Source organism: Acidovorax sp. GW821-FHT10A04 (assembly GCF_059415825.1).
In genome coordinates this window covers 114,639-132,487 of the sequence record NZ_JBWKNZ010000009.1, presented here as the reverse complement: position 1 = coordinate 132,487, position 17,849 = coordinate 114,639, and the positions used below count along the sequence as shown (strand labels likewise).

General features: G+C 68.6%; 15 protein-coding genes. 4 read left to right on the top strand and 11 right to left on the bottom strand.

From position 1 onward, the window contains the following. Positions 1-8: 8 nt before the first annotated feature. The 11 genes from AC07PF_RS19600 to AC07PF_RS19550 all read right to left on the bottom strand — a co-directional run bounded on the left by AC07PF_RS19600 (position 9) and on the right by AC07PF_RS19550 (position 13,710). Positions 9-2,669, bottom strand: coding sequence for a bifunctional diguanylate cyclase/phosphodiesterase (locus AC07PF_RS19600; protein ID WP_007852854.1), 2,661 nt, complete (start codon positions 2,667-2,669; stop codon positions 9-11). Further along, positions 2,666-3,775, bottom strand: a complete 1,110-nt coding sequence (locus tag AC07PF_RS19595; RefSeq protein WP_494612943.1) for a TRAP transporter substrate-binding protein — start codon at positions 3,773-3,775, stop codon at positions 2,666-2,668. Before AC07PF_RS19595 ends, AC07PF_RS19600 begins: the two co-directional genes overlap by 4 nt. Before the next feature lie 250 nt (positions 3,776-4,025). Next, positions 4,026-4,829 carry an SDR family oxidoreductase gene (locus AC07PF_RS19590; protein ID WP_494612942.1) on the bottom strand — a complete coding sequence of 268 codons (804 nt, stop codon included), beginning with the start codon at positions 4,827-4,829 and terminating at the stop codon, positions 4,026-4,028. 107 nt (positions 4,830-4,936) lie between these two features. Beyond that, complete coding sequence (locus tag AC07PF_RS19585; RefSeq protein ID WP_494612941.1) at positions 4,937-5,869, bottom strand: DMT family transporter; 933 nt, start codon at positions 5,867-5,869, stop codon at positions 4,937-4,939. Positions 5,870-6,026: 157 nt separating this feature from the next. Then, positions 6,027-7,322 (bottom strand): DUF3422 family protein, encoded by a 1,296-nt coding sequence (locus tag AC07PF_RS19580; RefSeq protein WP_494604393.1) that lies wholly within the window; start codon positions 7,320-7,322, stop codon positions 6,027-6,029. A gap of 127 nt (positions 7,323-7,449) precedes the next feature. After that, on the bottom strand, positions 7,450-8,961 hold the full coding sequence (locus AC07PF_RS19575; protein WP_494612940.1) for a tripartite tricarboxylate transporter permease: 1,512 nt from the start codon (positions 8,959-8,961) through the stop codon (positions 7,450-7,452). Between the two features lie 18 nt (positions 8,962-8,979). Continuing rightward, positions 8,980-9,468 carry a tripartite tricarboxylate transporter TctB family protein gene (locus AC07PF_RS19570; protein WP_145695535.1) on the bottom strand — a complete coding sequence of 163 codons (489 nt, stop codon included), beginning with the start codon at positions 9,466-9,468 and terminating at the stop codon, positions 8,980-8,982. 130 nt (positions 9,469-9,598) lie between these two features. Beyond that, complete coding sequence (gene tfpB / locus AC07PF_RS19565; protein WP_494612939.1) at positions 9,599-11,407, bottom strand: type IV pilus assembly ATPase TfpB; 1,809 nt, start codon at positions 11,405-11,407, stop codon at positions 9,599-9,601. 60 nt (positions 11,408-11,467) lie between these two features. Next, positions 11,468-12,229, bottom strand: a complete 762-nt coding sequence (locus tag AC07PF_RS19560) for a class I SAM-dependent methyltransferase (protein WP_494612938.1) — start codon at positions 12,227-12,229, stop codon at positions 11,468-11,470. After that, positions 12,230-12,760: a DNA-deoxyinosine glycosylase gene (locus AC07PF_RS19555; protein ID WP_494612937.1), complete on the bottom strand. Its 531-nt coding sequence runs from the start codon at positions 12,758-12,760 to the stop codon at positions 12,230-12,232. A gap of 89 nt (positions 12,761-12,849) precedes the next feature. Then, a complete protein-coding gene (locus tag AC07PF_RS19550) occupies positions 12,850-13,710 on the bottom strand; it encodes a TatD family hydrolase (protein ID WP_494612936.1) in 861 nt (286 codons plus the stop codon). Positions 13,711-13,811: 101 nt separating this feature from the next. On the opposite strand from AC07PF_RS19550, the gene AC07PF_RS19545 reads away from it, so the two are divergent. Genes AC07PF_RS19545 through AC07PF_RS19530 form a run of 4 tightly spaced genes read left to right on the top strand, consistent with a single transcriptional unit; the run spans position 13,812 to position 17,846 of the window. Continuing rightward, positions 13,812-14,747 (top strand): S1C family serine protease, encoded by a 936-nt coding sequence (locus AC07PF_RS19545; RefSeq protein ID WP_007852828.1) that lies wholly within the window; start codon positions 13,812-13,814, stop codon positions 14,745-14,747. A 30-nt stretch (positions 14,748-14,777) separates the two neighbouring features. Then, a complete protein-coding gene (locus AC07PF_RS19540; RefSeq protein WP_145695540.1) occupies positions 14,778-15,794 on the top strand; it encodes an AAA family ATPase in 1,017 nt (338 codons plus the stop codon). Then, positions 15,775-16,782 (top strand): DUF58 domain-containing protein, encoded by a 1,008-nt coding sequence (locus tag AC07PF_RS19535; RefSeq protein WP_494612935.1) that lies wholly within the window; start codon positions 15,775-15,777, stop codon positions 16,780-16,782. The genes AC07PF_RS19540 and AC07PF_RS19535 overlap by 20 nt, the downstream gene beginning before the upstream one ends. 20 nt (positions 16,783-16,802) lie before the next feature. Beyond that, a complete protein-coding gene (locus AC07PF_RS19530) occupies positions 16,803-17,846 on the top strand; it encodes a VWA domain-containing protein (RefSeq protein WP_007852822.1) in 1,044 nt (347 codons plus the stop codon). Positions 17,847-17,849 lie beyond the last annotated feature (3 nt).

Below are 17,849 nucleotides of genomic sequence, written 5' to 3'. Positions count from 1 at the left end.
CCCGCGCTTCAGGCCAGTGCCGCGCTGCTGGCTCCGAGCAGGCTTTCCAGGTCGGCCACGGGCACGGGGCGGCCCATCAGGTAGCCCTGGAAGAACTGGCAGCCGTGCAGGGCCAGGAAGTCCTTCTGCGCCTGGGTCTCCACGCCTTCGGCGATCACGTCGAGCTCCAGGTTGCGCGCCATGCCGATGATGGTCTGCACGATCACGTCGTCGGTGTGCTTGACGCCCAGGTTGCGCACGAAGGACTGGTCGATCTTGAGCTGGTCCAGCGGCAGCCGCGTGAGGTAGGCCAGCGAGGAGTAGCCGGTGCCGAAATCGTCCACCGAGAAGCGCACGCCCTTGGTCTTGAGCAGGCCCATCTTGGCGATGGTGTCGTCCACGTTGTCGAGCACCAGGGACTCGGTGAGCTCGAGCTTGAGCAGGTGCGGCCGGGCCCCGGTCTCGCGCAGCACCTCGACCACCCGGGCCACGAAATCGCGCTGGCGGAACTGCCGCGCACTGACGTTGACCGACAGCTGCACATGCCGGTAGCGCGGGTCGCCCTGCCAGGCCGCCAGCTGCTCGCAGGCCGTGCGCAGCACCCAGTGGCCCATGGGCACGATGAGCTCGCTCTCCTCGGCCACGCCGATGAAGTGGCCCGGCGTGATCAGCCCGCGTTCGGGGTGGCGCCAGCGGATCAGCGCCTCGGCCCCTACGATGCGGCCGTCCAGGTGGAACTGGGGCTGGTAGTGCAGCACGAACTGGCGGCCGGTCAGGGCCGCCTGCAGGTCGCTCTCGAGCTGCGCACGCTGGCTGATCGCGATCTGCATCTGCGGATCGAAGAAGCACAGCGCATTGCGGCCCTGGGACTTGACCTGGTACATCGCGATGTCGGCCTGCTTGAGCAGGTCCACCGAGGGCTGCATGGCACCGCCCATCAAGGTGGCGCCGATGCTCGGGGTGCTGTGGTAGGTGTGGGTCCCGAGCGTGTAGGGCTGGTTGAGCTTGCGCAGGATCTTCTGGCCCACGCGGCGGGCATAGGCTGCGGCCTCGCTGCTGTGCTCCGAGAGGTCGCTGAGCATCACCACGAACTCGTCGCCGCCCAGGCGGGCCACCGTGTCCTCGCGCCGCACGCAGGTCTTCAGGCGCTGCGCCACCTGGCGCAGCAGCATGTCTCCGACCTCGTGGCCCAGGGTGTCGTTCAGGGTCTTGAAGTGGTCCAGGTCCAGGAACAGCAGCGCACCGTGCTGGCCGCTGCGCACGCTGGCGGCCGTGGCCTGCTGCATGCGGTCCATGAGCAGGCGCCGGTTGGGCAGGTTGGTCAGCGGGTCGAAGAAGGCCAGGCTCTCGATCTCGGCACTGGCCTGGCGCAGCTCGGTCACGTCGTGGTAGGTGATCACCAGCCCCGATTCCGGTGTCACCCGCTCGGTGATCTGGATCACGCGGCCATCGGGCAGGGACTGCTCGTGCGGCCCCTGGGGCTGCAGTTGCAGCGCCAGGCGGTGCTCGATCCACAGGGCACGCTCCGAATCGGAGGCGTGCGGCAGGTGGTGCCGGGCCTTTTCCTCGAGCACCCTGCGAAACGGCACCTGGGGCGCCAGGATGGGCTGGAGCCAGGGAAAGATCTCCTCGAAGCGCCGGTTCCATTGCACCACGCGCTGCAGGCCATCGAGCAGCACGAAGCCGCTGACCATGGATTCGAGCGCCTGGTCCAGCGTGGCCTTGCTCTGGGCAATGGCCAGGCGGGCCTGCATCATGCGGTCGATGTAGCGCAGCGCGAACACCCCGGCCGCCAGGATCATGGCCAGGAAGGCCAGCGCGGTGAGGCCCACGGCATTGCGCTCGGTGCGCCAGGAGGCCAGGGCATCGCGCTGCGGGATGCTGGCCGAGATGCGCAGGTCCTGGTACAGGATGGGGCGGTACACCACCAGCGCGACCTCACCGCTCAGGCGCGCCGGGGCGCGCCAGTGCGGGCCGCTTTCGTCCAGGGTATCGAGCGGGGGGGACAGGGTGTGGGTGACGACGTCCTCGCGGCCCGGCACGCTCAGCAGCATCTGCCCGCCCGCGCGCTCCAGTGTGACCTGCAGGCCGCTGATGTCCACGCCCTGCACCAGCACCGAACTGAGCGAGGCCACGGGCAGTTCGGCCAGCGCCACCACGCGCGAGCTGTCGGCCATCTTGAGGTGGCGCGCAAAGTACAGCACCTTCTCGGCGCTGGCGAAGCTCACCACCGGCTGGCTGACCATGAGGGTCGAGACCGACTGGTTCAGCACCTCGTCGAGGAAACCCGCCGGCAGGTCCAGCGCCAGCCGGCTGCCTGCCGCGTCGGAGGAGGCGACCACCTTGCCCTGTGCATCCACCAGCGCCACGTAGCGCACCATGAGGTTCTGGCGGGCCGAGCTGCGCAGGCGCTGGCTGGCGCCGTCGGAGTCGATCCACTCCACCATGGCGGTCGACAGGCCCAGCAGTTCGTCCATGCTGGCCAGCAGCACGTCCACCGACAGCAGCGAGCGGTTGAGCGCCGCCTCGGCACCGGCCACGAAACGCGTGGCCTGCGTGGCGCTGTCGGCCAACGCCACCTGGCGCGCATTCCAGACCAGCGTGGCCGCCACCAGGGCCACCGACGCGAGGAAGAAGGCAACCGCCCCCGAGACGTAGATCTTGATGCGGGCAGGCGAGGATGGGTTCATTTGCCAGGCGCCGCGGCCAGGCCACGCACGGGCCCGATGGTTCGGTTCCAGATATCGGCGCAGCGCGGGCCGCAGCGCTGCACCCAGCGTGGCAGCACCGTGGAGGCCAGGATCTCGCGGCGGCTCTTCTCGTCCTGCTCCGAGACCGGCACGACGACCATGTTGCCCTTGCGCCCACCGGTGCAGTTGGCCGCCCCGCGGTTGCAGGCCATGCCGTCGGCGGTCTCGCGCTCGGCCTCCTCCCAGATGCCGGCTTCCAGCCGGGGCAGCTCGCGGCGCAGCAGCGCCCGCAGGTCGGGCGGCAAGGCCTCCCAGGCGGCCTGGTTGGCGGCAAACACGGCCAGGCCCCAGTTCACCGGCAGCGCATGCAGGTGGGAGGTCATGGTGTGCAGGCCCAGGGTGTTGCCCGACATGGTGCCGGTGATCGCGCACTCGGTGTTGCCGGCCGACAGGCTGGTCACGATCTGCGCAAAGCCCGTGAGCACGGGAATGCCGCCCAGCGCCCCGACGAAATCGGCCTGGCTCGACGAGGAGACGCGGATGCGCCGGCCCGACAGGTCGGCCAGGTTGCGCAAGGGCTTCTTGCAGAAGACCACCTGGGCCGGGTAGACGTAGATGGCCAGGGCCTCGACCCCGTGCTGGTCGCGCAGGGCCTTTTCCAGGTAGGGGCGAAACGCCGCCACCGTGCTCTTGAGGGTGGCGATGTCGGGGTTGAGCCCCGCGAGGTCGGGCGCCGTGTACTCCGGGTACTGGGCCGAGAAGGAGCTCATGAGCGTGGTGCCGAAGGGCACCACCCCGAGCTGCAGCAGGCGCAGCATCTCGCCACCGGGCACGCCGGCACGGTCGAAGGGCACGATCTCGGCATCGAACTTGCCGCCGCTCAGGCGCGCCAGCTCCTTGCTCCAGAAGGGCTCCTCCTGGCGTGTGTACTGGTTGATGCCGGCCAGCCCCCCGACGATGCGCAGCTTGTACGGCGCTGGGGTCTTGGCGCCCGGTCCGGCCCCGGCGGCCTGGGCCCAGGCCGCACCGTTGCCGCACGCCCACACTCCGGCAACCAGCAGGGCCAGCATGGCGAATCGGCTCGTCAGGACACGGGACAGGTTCATGGCGATGGTATCTCCGGCCTTATTGTTCGTCCTAGATTCCCAAAGTATGGGAAAAATGTGCGCAAAACACAACGGACCCCGGCAGGTCCATCAGCCCATTGTGCCTTCGCAACCCCGGCTGGATACCGGGAAAACACGCGGAAAAGCACCCCTTGCAACACCTGGGGTGCCCCTCTTTCCACATGCCTTGACGGACATCAAGGCGCCGCCAGGCCCTGGCACCGCACAAGGCAGCCGTGCCGCACGGCCCTCAGAACGTGCCCTGGTAGGCCCCCCCGTCGGCCAACACGTTCTGGCCCGTCATGTAGCCGGCCTGCACGCTGCACAGGAAGGCGCAGATGGCGCCGAACTCTTCGGCCGTGCCATAGCGGCCCGCCGGGATCTGGGCCTGCTGCACCCGGCGGAACTCTTCCACGCTGGTGCCCGACTTGGCCGCCGCGGTGCCGATGGTGGTGGCCAGCCGGTCGGTGTCGAACTTGCCCGGCAGCAGGTTGTTGATGGTCACGCCGCCTGCCGCGAGCTTGCTGCGCGCGACACCGGCCACAAAGCCCGTGAGCCCGCTGCGCGCGCCATTGGACAGGCCCAGGATGTCGATGGGCGCCTTCACGGCGCTGGAGGTGATGTTGACGATGCGGCCAAAGCCGCGCTCGGCCATGCCGTCCACCGTGGCCTTGATGAGCTCGATGGGAGTGAGCATGTTGGCATCCACGGCCTTGATCCAGGCGTCGCGGTCCCAGTTGCGGAAGTCGCCGGGAGGCGGTCCACCGGCATTCGTGACCACGATGTCGAAGCCCTGCCCGGGGCCGCCGGCCGCCGAGAACACCGCGGCGCGGCCCTCGGGCGTGGTGATGTCGGCTGCCACGGCCAGCACCTGCACCTTGCCGGCCGCGCCCTGCGCCTGCAGGCGCGATGCGGCCTGGGCCAGCACATCGGCATTGCGGGCATTGATGACGACGTGCACGCCCTCGTTCACCAGCGCCTGGGCGCAGCCAAAGCCCAGGCCCTTGCTCGCACCACACACCAACGCCCACTTGCCTGCAATACCCAGATCCATGTCCAACTCCGTGATTCGTCGGAAAGTGCACACCGCACCCCGTTCACCAAATCATAAGTGGACTTGGGCAGCCCTGCCCGCCGCGGGGCACTGCCCGCACCGTGCGCTCAGGAAGCGGGCCTGTGGGCCGGACGGGTGAAGACGAAGATGCCCGCGACCACCAGCGCCGTGCCGCAGGCCACCCACACCGTGAAGGGCTCCCCGAGGATCCAGATGCCCATGAGGATGGTGGACAGCGGCCCCACCATGCCGATCTGCGCGGCCATGCCGGCGCCGATGCGCTCGATGGCCATCATCACCATGAGCACCGGCACCGCTGTGCACAGCGTGGCATTGAGCACCGACAGCCAGACCACCTCGGGCGCGACCACGGCGGCGGAGAGCGGCCGCAGCACCACGAACTGCAGCAGGCAGCACAGGCAGGCCACGGTGGTCGCCAGGCCCACCAGCCGCAGCGCGCCGATGCGCTGGACCATCTCGCCGCTGTAGACCAGGTAGATGGCATAGCTCACTGCACTCAGGAACACCAGCAGCGCGCCCAGGGCCGTGTTGCTGCCCTGCAGGTTGGCCTCGTGGCCGAAGACCAGCACCACGCCGCAGTAGCTCACGAGCATGCCCAGGGCCTGGCCCCAGCGGATGCCGCGGCGGTACAGCAGCCAGCCGAGCATCATCACCAGCGTGGGGTTGAGGTACAGGATGAGGCGCTCCAGGCTGGCGCTGATGTAGGCCAGCCCGGCGAAGTCCAGGAAGCTGGCCAGGTAGTAGCCGGTGATGCCCAGGCCGACGATGCCCAGCCAGTCCTTGCCCGAGAGCGGCGGCTTGCCGCGGCTGGCCCACCAGCCCATGGCGGCGAAGATGGGCAGCGCGAACAGCATGCGGTACATGATCAGCGTGACCGCATCCACCCCGTGGCGGTAGGCCAGCTTGACGATGATGGCCTTGCCGCTGAAGGCGATCGAGCCGAACAGGGCCAGCAGGAAGCCCGAGGCGAGGTGTTGGCTGCCGGCCTTGGCGGCCGAGGGGGGCTGGGGGTTCGACAAAGGCTTCTCTCGCGTCAACGGTCGGGCGCCTGCGGTCTGCAGGCGCCTTCGAGCAGCCTGCCAGTGTGGCACGGGAGCAATAACCCGCGCCATCGGCCCTGCGTGCGTGGGCCAGCGCCATCGGCGATGGCCGCCCTCCGCCGGGCAGGCTCCGGGATCAGTGCTTGCGGAAGATGGTGTGGTGCAGCCGGCGCAGCGACCACCACACGCCCACGGCCACCAGCGGGATCGCCAGGGCCGCCGTGGTCTCGGCCGACAGCGGCCAGCCGATCTTCTGCGCGCCCTTGGCCAGATAGCTCACCAGGCCCACGATGTAGTAGGTGATGGCCGCCACCGACAGTCCTTCCACGGTGGACTGCATCTTGAGCTGCAGGTCCTGGCGGTGGTTCATGGTGGCCAGCAGGGCCTGGCTGCTTTGCTGCTGCTCGATCTCCACGCGCGTGCGCAGCAGGTTGCTCATGCGCGAGACGCGCTGCGACAGCGCGTCCTGGCGCCGGGCGGCCCACTCGCAGGTGCTGCGGGCGGGGGTCAGGCGCCGGTCCATGAACTCGCGGATGGTCTGCATGCCCGCCAGGCGCGACTCGGCCACGTCCTGGATGCGCTTGTCCAGCAACTCGAAGTAGGCGCTGCTGGCCGAAAACCGCGAATGCGTGGCCGCGTACTGGCTCTCCACCTGGCCGGCCAGCCGCGTCAGGCGATCGAGCAGCGCGGGCTCGGCATCGCGGTTGGCGGTGCGGATGGCATCGGCCAGCTCGGCCAGCTCGCGCTCGGCAAAGGCCAGCACGCTGGCGGCCTCGCGCGCAGCGGGCAGGCCCAGCAGCGCGGCCATGCGGTAGGTCTCGATCTCCAGCAGGCGCTGCACCAGCCGGCCCAGGCGGCGCGGCGTCATGCCGCCGGCCAGCAGCACCATGCGCGAGAAGCCGTCGGCGTGGATCGCAAAGTCGGTGTACACCTCGCCATGGCCATCGGCCACGGTGGAGGCGACCAGCGTGTCCTCGTGCAGCACATGCTTGACCAGCGAGCCCGAGCCGAAGGTGTGCGTGGGCAGCACCCACAGGTTCAGGCTGCACAGACACTGGCCGGGCAGGGCCGCCAGCCATTCGTGGGGCACGGCCTCGGTGGCGCCCACGGGGTCACGGTCGCCGAAGGCGTCCACCTGCGCCGGCACCATGAAGGTCCAGGTGACGAACTCCGTGTGCATTTCCCAGCGCATGCGAAACGCACCCAGGTCCATGCGCAGGTGGGTGGTGTGCGCATCGGGCAGGGCCAGGTGGTGGTTGCGCAGCAGCGCGGCCACATGGGCCCGGCTGGCCTCGCGCCCGGCAGCGTCGGCCAGCATCACGATGTGGGCAATCGCCAGCGGCGCCGCCATGGCCTCGGGCGGGCGGGCATGGATCTCGTTGTGCAGCAGGGCCCGGTGCGGGTGCTGCTGGAGGCTGGTAGGGGCAGGCATGCAGGGCTCTGGGAAGGTGTTCACGCCATTGTCCACGGGGTGCCCCGGGCCCCATGGGGTGGACTCGCCAAAAAACAACGGCGCCCGAAGGCGCCGTTGCGTTGGCTGTCGAAGCAGGCCGGGGAGATCAGTCCTCGACGAAAGCCTCTTCGCGCTTGCTCTTCACTGCAGGCAGCAGCACGATCACCAGCAGCAGGGCAGCAGCCGCCAGCAGGCCGGCCGACAGCGGACGCGTGACGAACACGCTCCAGTCGCCGCGCGACAGCAGCAGGGCACGGCGCAGGTTTTCTTCCATCATCGGGCCCAGGATGAAGCCCAGCAGCAGGGGCGCAGGTTCCGTGCCCAGCTTGTGGAAGATGTAGCCCACCAGACCGAAGGCACCCACCATCCAGATGTCGAAGGTGTTGTTGTTCGTGGAGTACACGCCGACCGCGCAGAACAGCACGATGGAAGGGTACAGCCAGCGGTAAGGCACGGTCAGCAGCTTGATCCAGATGCCGATCAGCGGCAGGTTCAGGATCACCAGCATCGCATTGCCGATCCACATCGAGGCGATCAGGCCCCAGAACAGCTCGGGGTTGCTGGTCATCACCTGGGGACCAGGCTGGATGTTGTGGATGGTCATGGCACCGACCATCAGCGCCATCACGGCGTTGGGAGGGATGCCCAGCGTCAGCAGCGGGATGAAGGAGGTCTGCGAACCGGCGTTGTTGGCCGACTCGGGCGATGCCACGCCGCGGATGTTGCCCTGGCCGAACGGCACTTCACCGGGCTTGAGCTTGGTTTTCTTCTCGATCGTGTAGGCAGCGAAGGCAGCCAGCAGCGCACCGCCACCGGGCAGGATACCGAGGGCAGCGCCCAGGGCCGTACCGCGCAGCACGGCGGGGATCATGCGCTTGAAGTCTTCCTTGGTGGGGAACAGGCCCTCGACCTTGGCAGTGAACACTTCTCGTTCGTCGTCGGGACGCGAGAGGTTGGCAATGATTTCACCGTAGCCGAACACGCCCATGGCGATGGTCACGAAGCCGATGCCGTCGGTCAGTTCCGGGATGTCGAAGCTGAAGCGGGCCACGCCCGAGTTCACGTCGGTACCCACCAGGCCCATCAACAGGCCCAGCACGATCATGGCTACGGCCTTGAGCAGCGAGCCCGAGGCCAGCACCACGGCACCGATCAGGCCCAGCACCATCAGCGAGAAGTATTCGGCAGGACCGAACTTGAAGGCCACTTCGGTCAGCGGAGGCGCGAAGGCCGCCAGGATCAGCGTACCCACGCAGCCTGCAAAGAACGAGCCCAGCCCGGCCGCCGCTAGCGCCGGCCCCGCTCGACCCTTGCGCGCCATCTGGTAGCCATCGATCACGGTCACCACCGAGGACGATTCACCGGGCAGGTTGACCAGGATGGCGGTGGTGGAACCACCGTACTGCGCACCGTAGTAGATACCGGCCAGCATGATCAGCGCTGCCACGGGAGGCAGAGCATAGGTGGCGGGCAGCAGCATGGCGATGGTGGCCACGGGGCCGATGCCAGGCAGCACGCCGATCAGCGTGCCCAACAGGCAGCCGATGAAGCAGTAGATGAGGTTCTGGAACGTGAACGCTACGCCGAAGCCCAGCGACAGGTTGTTGATCAATTCCATGGTGTGGATGCTCCTGGCTTAACCGGAAATGAAACTGGGCCACACCGGGAACTGAAGCTTCAGCGCCCAGACGAATGCCACGTAGCTGCCCACGGCCAGCACGGTGGCGAGCACGAACACGTCGCGCGCCTTGAACTCGTTGCCGGCCAGGCTGGAGATGAAGGTCAGCGCATAGATGCCGACGATCAGGCCCATCGCCGGGATCCCCAGGCTGGGCAGGCCGCCCAGCAGGATGCCGAAGGCGAAGTTGGCAGCCAGGATGAAGAACAGCGGCTTCCAGGCCCACTTGCCGATCTTGTCACCGTCCACCGTCTCGACCGTGGTGGCCTTGAAGGTGATCACGGCGCCGATGATGGCCAGCAGGATACCGAGCAGCAGGGGGAAGTAGCCGGGGCCCATGCGGGCGCCGTTGCCGACGTTGTACGTGGTGGCTCCCCACGCAAACGCGACCCCGACACCCATGAACATGAGGCCGGAAAAAAAGTCTTTCTGACTTTTGATTTGCACGATTTGTCTCCTATGCGGATTTCACAACCGTGCGATTGTGCTGGCAACAGGAGGCTCGCCGGATGTGGATTCCACCTACACCCGGTAACACTCGGGACTGCGCGTTTTCCCTATGTACGCAGCATGCAAATCAGTCCATGGGCGGCGTTGCGGACATCACCTCTTCGAGGGTGGTGACGCCCTCGGCCACGCGCAGCGCACCGGCCAGGCGCAGGGGCCGCATGCCGTCGGCGATGGCCTGCCGGCGCAGCGCCTCCATCGATGGCGCGGTGGTGATCTTGTCCTTGAGCGCCTCGCTCACGGTGAGCAGTTCATAGAGCCCCATGCGGCCCTGGAAACCGGTCATGCGGCAGTCCACGCAGCCCACGGCCTTGTAGGGCTGGTAGGCGCCACTGAGCTTCCAGGGCTTGATGAAGGCGCTGAGCGCCTCGCGGTCGGCCGACTCGTCCTTTTGCTTGCACTGCTTGCAGAAGGTGCGCACCAGGCGCTGCGCGAGCACGCCCAGCAGCGTGGCGTTGATGAGGTAGGACGGCACCCCGAGCTCCATCATGCGGGTGATGGCCGAGGGCGCGTCGTTGGTGTGCAGCGTGGAGAACACCAGGTGGCCCGTGAGCGCCGCCTGGATGGCCATCTCGGCCGTCTCCAGGTCGCGGATTTCGCCGACCATGATGATGTCCGGGTCCTGGCGCATAAGCGCGCGCAGGCCCTCGGCGAAGTTGAAGTCGAGCTGCGGCTGCACCTGCGTCTGGTTGAAGCTCGGCTCGATCATTTCGATCGGATCCTCCACCGTGCTCACGTTGACCTCTTCGGTGGCCACGCGCTTGAGCGTGGAATACAGCGTGGTGGTCTTGCCCGAGCCCGTGGGCCCGGTCACCAGGATGATGCCGTGCGGGCGCTTGACCAGCGTCTCCCAGCGCGTCGCGTCGTGCTGCGCAAAGCCCAGTGCGTCGAGGTCCTTGACGGTGTTGTCAGGATCGAAGATGCGCATCACCATCTTCTCGCCGAAGGCGGTGGGCAGCGTGGACAGGCGCATTTCGACCTCGTCGCCGCGCTGGTTGCGGGTCTTGATGCGGCCGTCCTGCGGGCGGCGCTTTTCCACCACGTCGATGCGACCGAGCAGCTTGATGCGCGAGATCATCGCGTTGTGCACGCCCATGGGCATCTGGTAGACCGGGTGCAGCACGCCGTCGATGCGAAAGCGGATCACGCCCTGCTCGCGCCGCGGCTCCAGGTGGATGTCGCTCGCACGCTGGTCGAAGGCGTATTGCCAGAGCCAGTCCACCACCTTGACCACCCCCTGGTCATTGGCGTCGAGCTGCTTGTTGCTGCGCCCGAGCTCGACCAGTTGCTCGAAGCTGCTGCCGCCCGATGCGCCACCGGCCTTCTGCGCCGCGCGCACGGATTTGGCGAGGGCGAAGAACTCGGCTGTGAAGCGGTGGATGTCCTGTGGGTTGGCCACCACGCGGCGCACCGTGCGGCGCGCCTGGCGCTCGACCTCGGCCACCCAGTCGTCGACGAAGGGCTCGGCCGTGGCCACCACCACCTCCTTGGCCGTCACCTGCACCGGCAGCACCTTGTGGCGCTCGGCATAGGTGGCGCTCATGGTGTCGGCCACGCGGCCCACGTCGACCCTGAGCGGGTCGATGCGCATGTACGGCAGGCCGGAGCGCTGCGCCAGGTACTCGGTGAGCAGCTCGATGTCCAGTGGCTTGCCATCGGAGGCGCGCGTCATGGCCACCGCGGCCAGGCGGACCAGGGCCGGCTGCGAGCTTTCGGCCTGCGAGCAGCGGGCAATGGTGCGCTGCGCCTCCTCCTGGGAGATCACGCCATCGGCGCTCAGCCACTCGACCATGCGGCGCCAGTCCACGGGCCCGATGTGGCTGATCGGTTTGATGGCCGCCTTGGCAACGGGGACGGGAGGGGTGAGGGTGGTGCTCATGTCTGCGGGCCTCTCAGAGGGGATGGACGGGGCAGGACGAAGAAATGGGGAATCGCATGTTCAGGCCACCGGCTTGAAAACGCGCATCCACTTCGCCGTGTGCAGGTCCCAGCGGGCCTGGATGGCCTCGGCCCGGGCGGCCAGTTCGGCGCGCTTGGGGCGAGTGGGCGTGCGCTGGGCCAGCACCACGGTATTGCCTTCGCGCGTGGGCTTGAAGGCCCACAGCGCGTCTTCGCCAAAGGCGCTGGCCATGCTCTTAAGGCTCTTCTCGTAGCTGGAGGAGCGGCCGAACAGGTTCACGGTCATGCTGCCATCCTCGGACAGCAGGGCCCGGCAGTCGGCGTAGAAGTCGGGGCTGTCGAGCACGGGCGCGGCCGCGTCGTGGTCGTACAGGTCCACGGCGAGTGCATCGACGGTGCCCAGCCACATGGGGTTCTGGATCTCCCTGGCCGCATCGGCCAGCACCACGCGCAGCTTGGGGCCGTCGGGCGGCAGCTTGAACCACTGGCGGCACACGGCCACCACCTGCGGGTTGAGCTCGATGGCCGTGGCGCACAGGCGCAGCTTCTTGTGGCAGAACTTGGTGATGGCGCCCGCTCCCAGGCCCAGCTGCATGGCGTGGCGTTTGCTCACCGAGGCCGGCTCGACGAAGAGCAGCCAGGCCATCATGCGCTGCACGTATTCGAGCTCCAGCGCAAAGGGTTCATCCACGCGCATGGAGCCCTGGATCCAGGGCGTGCCCAGGTGCAGGTGGCGCACTTCGCCATCGTCGGAGACGCTGACTTCGGGCAGTTCGGCGGTGCTGGTCTTCTTGCGGGTCATTCAGGTCAGTCGGTAGCGGGCCATCAGTTCGGCCCACGCGTTCAGTTTGCGCTCAAAGCTCCAGGAGGCGTTGGCCGGGCTGGTGGAGGGCAGTTTGTGCACCGGCACGCCCAGGGCCGCGGTGCGCGCTGCATGCTTGTAGCTTTCGCCCCCATTGTGGGCGATGGCGGCCAGGCGCGGCGCCACGGCGCGCAGCGCAGCAAAATCGTTCACCACGGCATGGCGGATGTCGGCGTCCAGGCTGCCCTCGCGCTCGCAGCTGGCATACACGTCCCACAAACCCAGGCCCCGCGCCAGCAGCCATTCGCAGCGCTCGGCATAGCTGGCAGGCCCAGCAGGCCCCGGCAGGGGGTGCTGCGGCCAGAGGGCCTGCAGGATGCGCCAGAAGTGGTTCTGCGGGTGCCCATAGTACTGCTGCGCACGCAGCGAGGCCGCGCCGGGGAAGCTGCCCAGCACCAGCACGACGGTGCTGGCGGATACCACTGCGGGCAGTCCGGCCAGGCGGGGGGCGGCATCGTTGGGCGAAAACATGGTGGAGGGGGAAGGCATGCGACGTGGAGGGCCGGACGCACGGGCATCCGATCACTATCAAATATATAGCTAAAACCCCCAACCGACTGTCAAGAATCGGTAAAAGACGGTGACGCTTGCGGCCGGCTTTGGAGCAGGGCTGCCAGGCGTGGCAGGGCCGCCAGCGCGTTGGCGGTGGAGGCCTCGGCCAGTGCCTGCACGGGCATGCCGCGCAGTTCGGCCACCTCCTCGCCGATGCGCGGCAGCTCGCCCGGGGTGTTGCGCCCCTGGGGCCGGCCTGCCTCGCGCTCGGCAGCGGTGGTGTAGAGCCAGTGCGGCGGGATGTCGGGGGCATCGGTCTCCATCACCAGGCTGCCGAGCGGCAACTCGGTGGCCAGGCGGCGCAGCTGCAGGGCCCGGTCGTAGGTGACCGCCCCGCCAAAGCCGAGCTTGAACCCCAGCCCCACGAAGGCCTGGGCCTGCTGCGCGCTGCCATTGAAGGCGTGGGCGATGCCCGACAGGCCCTTCACCTCGCGCAGGCCCTTGAGCAGCCGATCGGCCGAGCGGCGCACGTGCAGGATCACGGGCAGTTCGAAACGCCGCGCCAGCTTGAGCTGCTCGCGGTAGAAGTGCTCCTGCCGGTCCGGGTCGAGCCCCGGCACGAAGTAATCCAGCCCGATCTCGCCCACGGCGACCAGGCGCGGGTCGTTCCGATGCTGCGCCAACGCCTGCGCCAGCCATTCCAGGTCTTCATCCGCGGCACTGCCGGTGCACAGGGGGTGGATTCCCAGGGCATAGCTGTCCCCATGCTGGTGCGCGAGCGTGCGCACATCGTCCCAGTTGGAGCGCTGCACCGCCGGCAGTACGCAGTGCGCCACGCCCGCCGCACGGGCCCGTGCACGCACGGCATCCACATCGGGCGCCAGCTCGGGGGCATCGAGATGGCAATGGGTATCTATCCAGAAGCTCATGGAAACATGATGCACCATGAAACCCCGGGGGATGCACAAGGGCGCGATCCGTGCTACTGTGAAACCATGCACCGCGCCCAGGTGTACCGGAAGGTGACAGGATGCCCAGACCCACTGTCTACAGCAGCTCCCGCCCCGCCCGCCGCCCTTCCGGGGCCGCGGCCCCGAGCAGCGCTGTGCCCGAGCCGGCGGCTTCTGCTGCGGCGCCCGCCCCCGGCCAGCCCGCTGGCAGGCCCCAGGCGGTCACCCTGTCGCGCCGCAACCTCTACGCCCTGTGGGCGGCCGTTCTGCTGTTGGCCGCCCTGCTGCTCACCAGCGTCTGGCAGAGCCAGCGCACCGTGCCCCGCAAGCTCACCCAGGAAGACATCGACAAGGCGGTGCTGCGCACGCTGGAAACCACCACCCTGCCCTCGGCAGCGGCCCGCGCCGTGGAGACCATCGCCCCCTCGGTGGTGCGCGTGGTGGGCTTCGGGCGCAGCAAGAACGGCAAGGACGAGGTCGAGCGCGGAGTGGGCACGGGCGTGGTGATCGTCGACAAGGGCGTCATCCTCACCAACCTGCACGTGGTGCAGGGGTCCGACCGCATCCAGTTGACCTTCCACGACGGGCTGCAGACCACGGCCACCATCACCGGCGTGCAGCCCGAGAACGACCTGGCCGTGCTCCAGGCCCACAAGGTGCCCGACGATCTGGAGGCTGCCTCCCTGCGCTCCACCAACGACCTGCGCCCAGGTGACCAGGTTGCCGTGGTGGGATTTCCCTTCGGCATCGGGCCCTCGGCCTCGGCGGGCGTGATTTCGGGCCTGGGGCGCCAGTTCACCTCGCCCGAGGGCAAGCGCGAGCTCGGCAACCTGATCCAGTTCGACGCAGCGGCCAACCCCGGCAACTCGGGCGGCCCGCTGGTCACCATGGACGGCGAGGTGGTGGGCATCGTCACCGCCATCCTCAACCCCACGCCGGCGCGCACCTTCATCGGCATCGGCTTTGCCGTGCCCATCGAGAACGCGGCCTCGGCCGTGGGCATGTCGCCTTTCTGAGCTGTACTTTCACCCATCGCAAGGAGTCCCATGGAATCGACCCCGCTGCCCTCTGCCTCGAATGCCGCCACCGCCACGCTGATGGAGCAGGTGCTCTACGAAGTCAAGCGCGTCGTGGTGGGGCAGGACCGCTTCCTGGAACGGGTGATGGTGGCCATGCTGGCCCAGGGCCACCTGCTGGTCGAGGGTGTGCCGGGCCTGGCCAAGACGCTCACGGTGAAGACCCTTGCGAGCACCATCCAGGGCAGCTTCAAGCGCATCCAGTTCACGCCCGACCTGGTGCCCGCCGACCTGATCGGCACGCGCATGTACAACCAGAGGACGGGCGAGTTCAGCACCTCGCTGGGCCCGGTGTTCACGCACCTGCTGCTGGCCGACGAGATCAACCGCGCGCCCGCCAAGGTGCAGAGTGCCCTGCTCGAGGTGATGCAGGAGCGCCAGGTGACCATCGCCGGCGAGACCCACAAGGTGCCCTCGCCCTTCCTGGTGATGGCCACGCAGAACCCGATCGAGACCGAGGGCACCTACGCGCTGCCCGAGGCCCAGGTAGACCGCTTCATGATGAAGGTGCTGATCGACTACCCCACCGAGGAAGAGGAATTCGTGATCGCCCAGCGCGCCCTGGACAAGCCCGTGCAGGTGCTGCCCGTGGCCACCACGGCCCAACTGGCCACGCTGCAGGCCGAGTGCCGCGAGGTCTACGTCGACCCCTCGCTGCTGCAGTACGCCGTGAAGCTGGTGGCCGCCACGCGCGCACCGGCGCGCCACGACCTCAAGGACCTGGCCGGCTTCATTGCCTGCGGCGCCAGCCCGCGCGCCACCATCTGCCTGGCCGAAGGCGCCCAGGCCCTGGCCATGCTGCGCGGTCGCAGCTACGTGCTGCCCGAGGACATGACCGACCTGGCGGCCGACGTGCTGCGCCACCGGCTGTCCCTGTCCTACGAAGCCCTGGCCGAAGGCCTGGATGCCGACGCGCTGATCGCGCGCATCATGGCCAAGGTGCCCGCCCCTGCCAAGCCATTGCACCATGAGCAAAAAGCCGCCTGACACCAGCGCAGCCACCGCGCCGCGCGCGCTGCCCACCCTGCCCGGCCAGGCCGACCGCCTGCTGCGGCAGCTGGAGTGGAGCGTCATCCGCCGGCTCGACGGGCTGCTGCAGGGCGACTACCGCACGCTGATGCGCGGGACCGGGTTGGACCTGGCGGACCTGCGCGAATACCAGCCCCACGACGACGTGCGCCACATCGACTGGAACGTGACGGCCCGGCTGAACCTGCCCCATGTGCGCGTGTACACCGAGGACCGCGAGATGTCGGCCTGGTTCCTGCTGGACCTGAGCCCCTCGGTCAACTTCGGGCCCCAGGGCAATGCCAAGCGCGACATCCTGACCGGCTTCGTGGCCGTGCTCTCGCGCCTGCTCACGCGCCACGGCAACCGCGTGGGCGCCATGCTCTACGGCGCCGGCGGCGCGCCCGCACGGGCCGTGGACACGGTGCTGCCCCCGCGCAGCAGCCGCGTCCATGTGCTGCACCTGGTGCACCAGTTGCTCCAGCCGGCCCCCAGGCTGCAATCGGGCAGTACCGAGCTGCACCTGCTGCTGCAGGGCGCCTTGGGCACCCTGCGCCGGCGCTCCACGGTGTTCGTGGTGTCGGACTTCATCAGCGCCCCCGGCTGGGAAAAGCCGCTGGCCCAGCTGGCCCGCCGGCACGACGTGGTGAGCGTGCGCCTGCTCGACCCGCTGGAGCTGGAACTGCCCGACGTGGGCCTGGTGACCCTGCGCGATGCCGAAAGCGGCGAGCAGCTGCAGGTGGACACGCACGACAGCGGTTTCCGCCACCGTTTCGCGCGCCTGGCGGCCCAGCGCGAAGCCGTGCTGCGCGAGGGCCTGGCCAAGGCCGGGGCCGACACGCTGGAGCTGCGCACCGACGATGACCTGGTGGACGCGCTGCTGCGCTTCATGGACCTGCGCCAGCACCGCGTGCGCCCGGCCACGCACCCCTCGTTCCAATGGACGGCCCCGCAGGCCGCCGCCTGACAACCACAGGACACGCCACCATGGTCTTTCTCTGGCCCACCCTGCTCTGGCTGCTGCTGGTCGTGCCGCTCCTGGTACTGCTGTACTGGTGGCTGCTGCACCGGCGCAAGAAAACGGCGCTGAGCTACTCCAGCCTGGCGCTGGTGCGCGAGGCCATGGGCCCGGCCCAGCACCTGCGCCGGCACATCCCGCCCTTTCTTTTCCTGCTGGCGCTGGTGGCCCTGCTGCTGGCAGCGGCCCGGCCGCTGGCGGTGATCACCCTGCCCTCGCAGGACCAGACCATCATGCTGGCCATGGACGTCTCGGGCAGCATGCGCGCCACCGACGTGCAGCCCGACCGAATCACCGCCGCGCAGGACGCGGCCAAGGCCTTCATCGCCGAGCTGCCGCGCCATGTGCGCGTGGGCATCGTGGCCTTTGCCGGCAGCGCCCAGCTGGCGCAACTGCCCACGCAGAGCCGCGAGGACCTGGTCAAGGCCATCGACAGCTTCCAGCTGCAGCGCGGCACGGCCACGGGCAACGGCATCATGCTGTCGCTGGCCACCATCTTCCCCGATGCCGGCATCGACATCTCGGCCCTGGGCGGGCGCCAGGCGATGAAGCCGCGCCCCCTGGACGAGCTCAACAAGCAGGACCCCGCCAAGCCGTTCACGCCGGTGGCGCCGGGCTCCTACAACTCGGCCGCCATCATCATGCTGACCGACGGCCAGCGCACCACGGGCGTGGACCCGCTCGAAGCGGCCAAATGGGCCGCCGACCGCGGCGTGCGCGTCTACACCGTGGGCGTGGGCACGCTGCAGGGCGAGACCATCGGCTTCGAGGGCTGGTCCATGCGCGTGCGCCTGGATGAGGAGACCCTGAAGGCCGTGGCCACCCGCACCGCGGCCGAATACTTCCACGCCGCCACGGCGGCGGACCTCAAGAAGGTCTACGAGACGCTGAGCTCGCGCCTCACGGTGGAGAAGAAGGAAACCGAGATCTCGGCGCTGTTCGCGCTGGTCGGGGCAGCACTGGCGCTGCTCGCGGCCGGCCTGTCGGTCTGGTGGTACGGGCGGGTGATGTAGGGC

What these genes read in the sequence shown, in the direction of transcription:
- AC07PF_RS19600 (WP_007852854.1), bottom strand. Translation starts at nt 2,669, where the DNA reads ATGAACCCATCCTCGCCTGCCCGCATCAAGATCTACGTCTCGGGGGCG.
- AC07PF_RS19595 (WP_494612943.1), bottom strand. Translation starts at nt 3,775, where the DNA reads ATGAACCTGTCCCGTGTCCTGACGAGCCGATTCGCCATGCTGGCCCTG.
- AC07PF_RS19590 (WP_494612942.1), bottom strand. Translation starts at nt 4,829, where the DNA reads ATGGATCTGGGTATTGCAGGCAAGTGGGCGTTGGTGTGTGGTGCGAGC.
- AC07PF_RS19580 (WP_494604393.1), bottom strand. Translation starts at nt 7,322, where the DNA reads ATGCCTGCCCCTACCAGCCTCCAGCAGCACCCGCACCGGGCCCTGCTG.
- AC07PF_RS19575 (WP_494612940.1), bottom strand. Translation starts at nt 8,961, where the DNA reads ATGGAATTGATCAACAACCTGTCGCTGGGCTTCGGCGTAGCGTTCACG.
- tfpB (WP_494612939.1), bottom strand. Translation starts at nt 11,407, where the DNA reads ATGAGCACCACCCTCACCCCTCCCGTCCCCGTTGCCAAGGCGGCCATC.
- AC07PF_RS19560 (WP_494612938.1), bottom strand. Translation starts at nt 12,229, where the DNA reads ATGACCCGCAAGAAGACCAGCACCGCCGAACTGCCCGAAGTCAGCGTC.
- AC07PF_RS19555 (WP_494612937.1), bottom strand. Translation starts at nt 12,760, where the DNA reads ATGTTTTCGCCCAACGATGCCGCCCCCCGCCTGGCCGGACTGCCCGCA.
- AC07PF_RS19550 (WP_494612936.1), bottom strand. Translation starts at nt 13,710, where the DNA reads ATGAGCTTCTGGATAGATACCCATTGCCATCTCGATGCCCCCGAGCTG.
- AC07PF_RS19545 (WP_007852828.1), top strand. Translation starts at nt 13,812, where the DNA reads ATGCCCAGACCCACTGTCTACAGCAGCTCCCGCCCCGCCCGCCGCCCT.
- AC07PF_RS19540 (WP_145695540.1), top strand. Translation starts at nt 14,778, where the DNA reads ATGGAATCGACCCCGCTGCCCTCTGCCTCGAATGCCGCCACCGCCACG.
- AC07PF_RS19535 (WP_494612935.1), top strand. Translation starts at nt 15,775, where the DNA reads ATGAGCAAAAAGCCGCCTGACACCAGCGCAGCCACCGCGCCGCGCGCG.
- AC07PF_RS19530 (WP_007852822.1), top strand. Translation starts at nt 16,803, where the DNA reads ATGGTCTTTCTCTGGCCCACCCTGCTCTGGCTGCTGCTGGTCGTGCCG.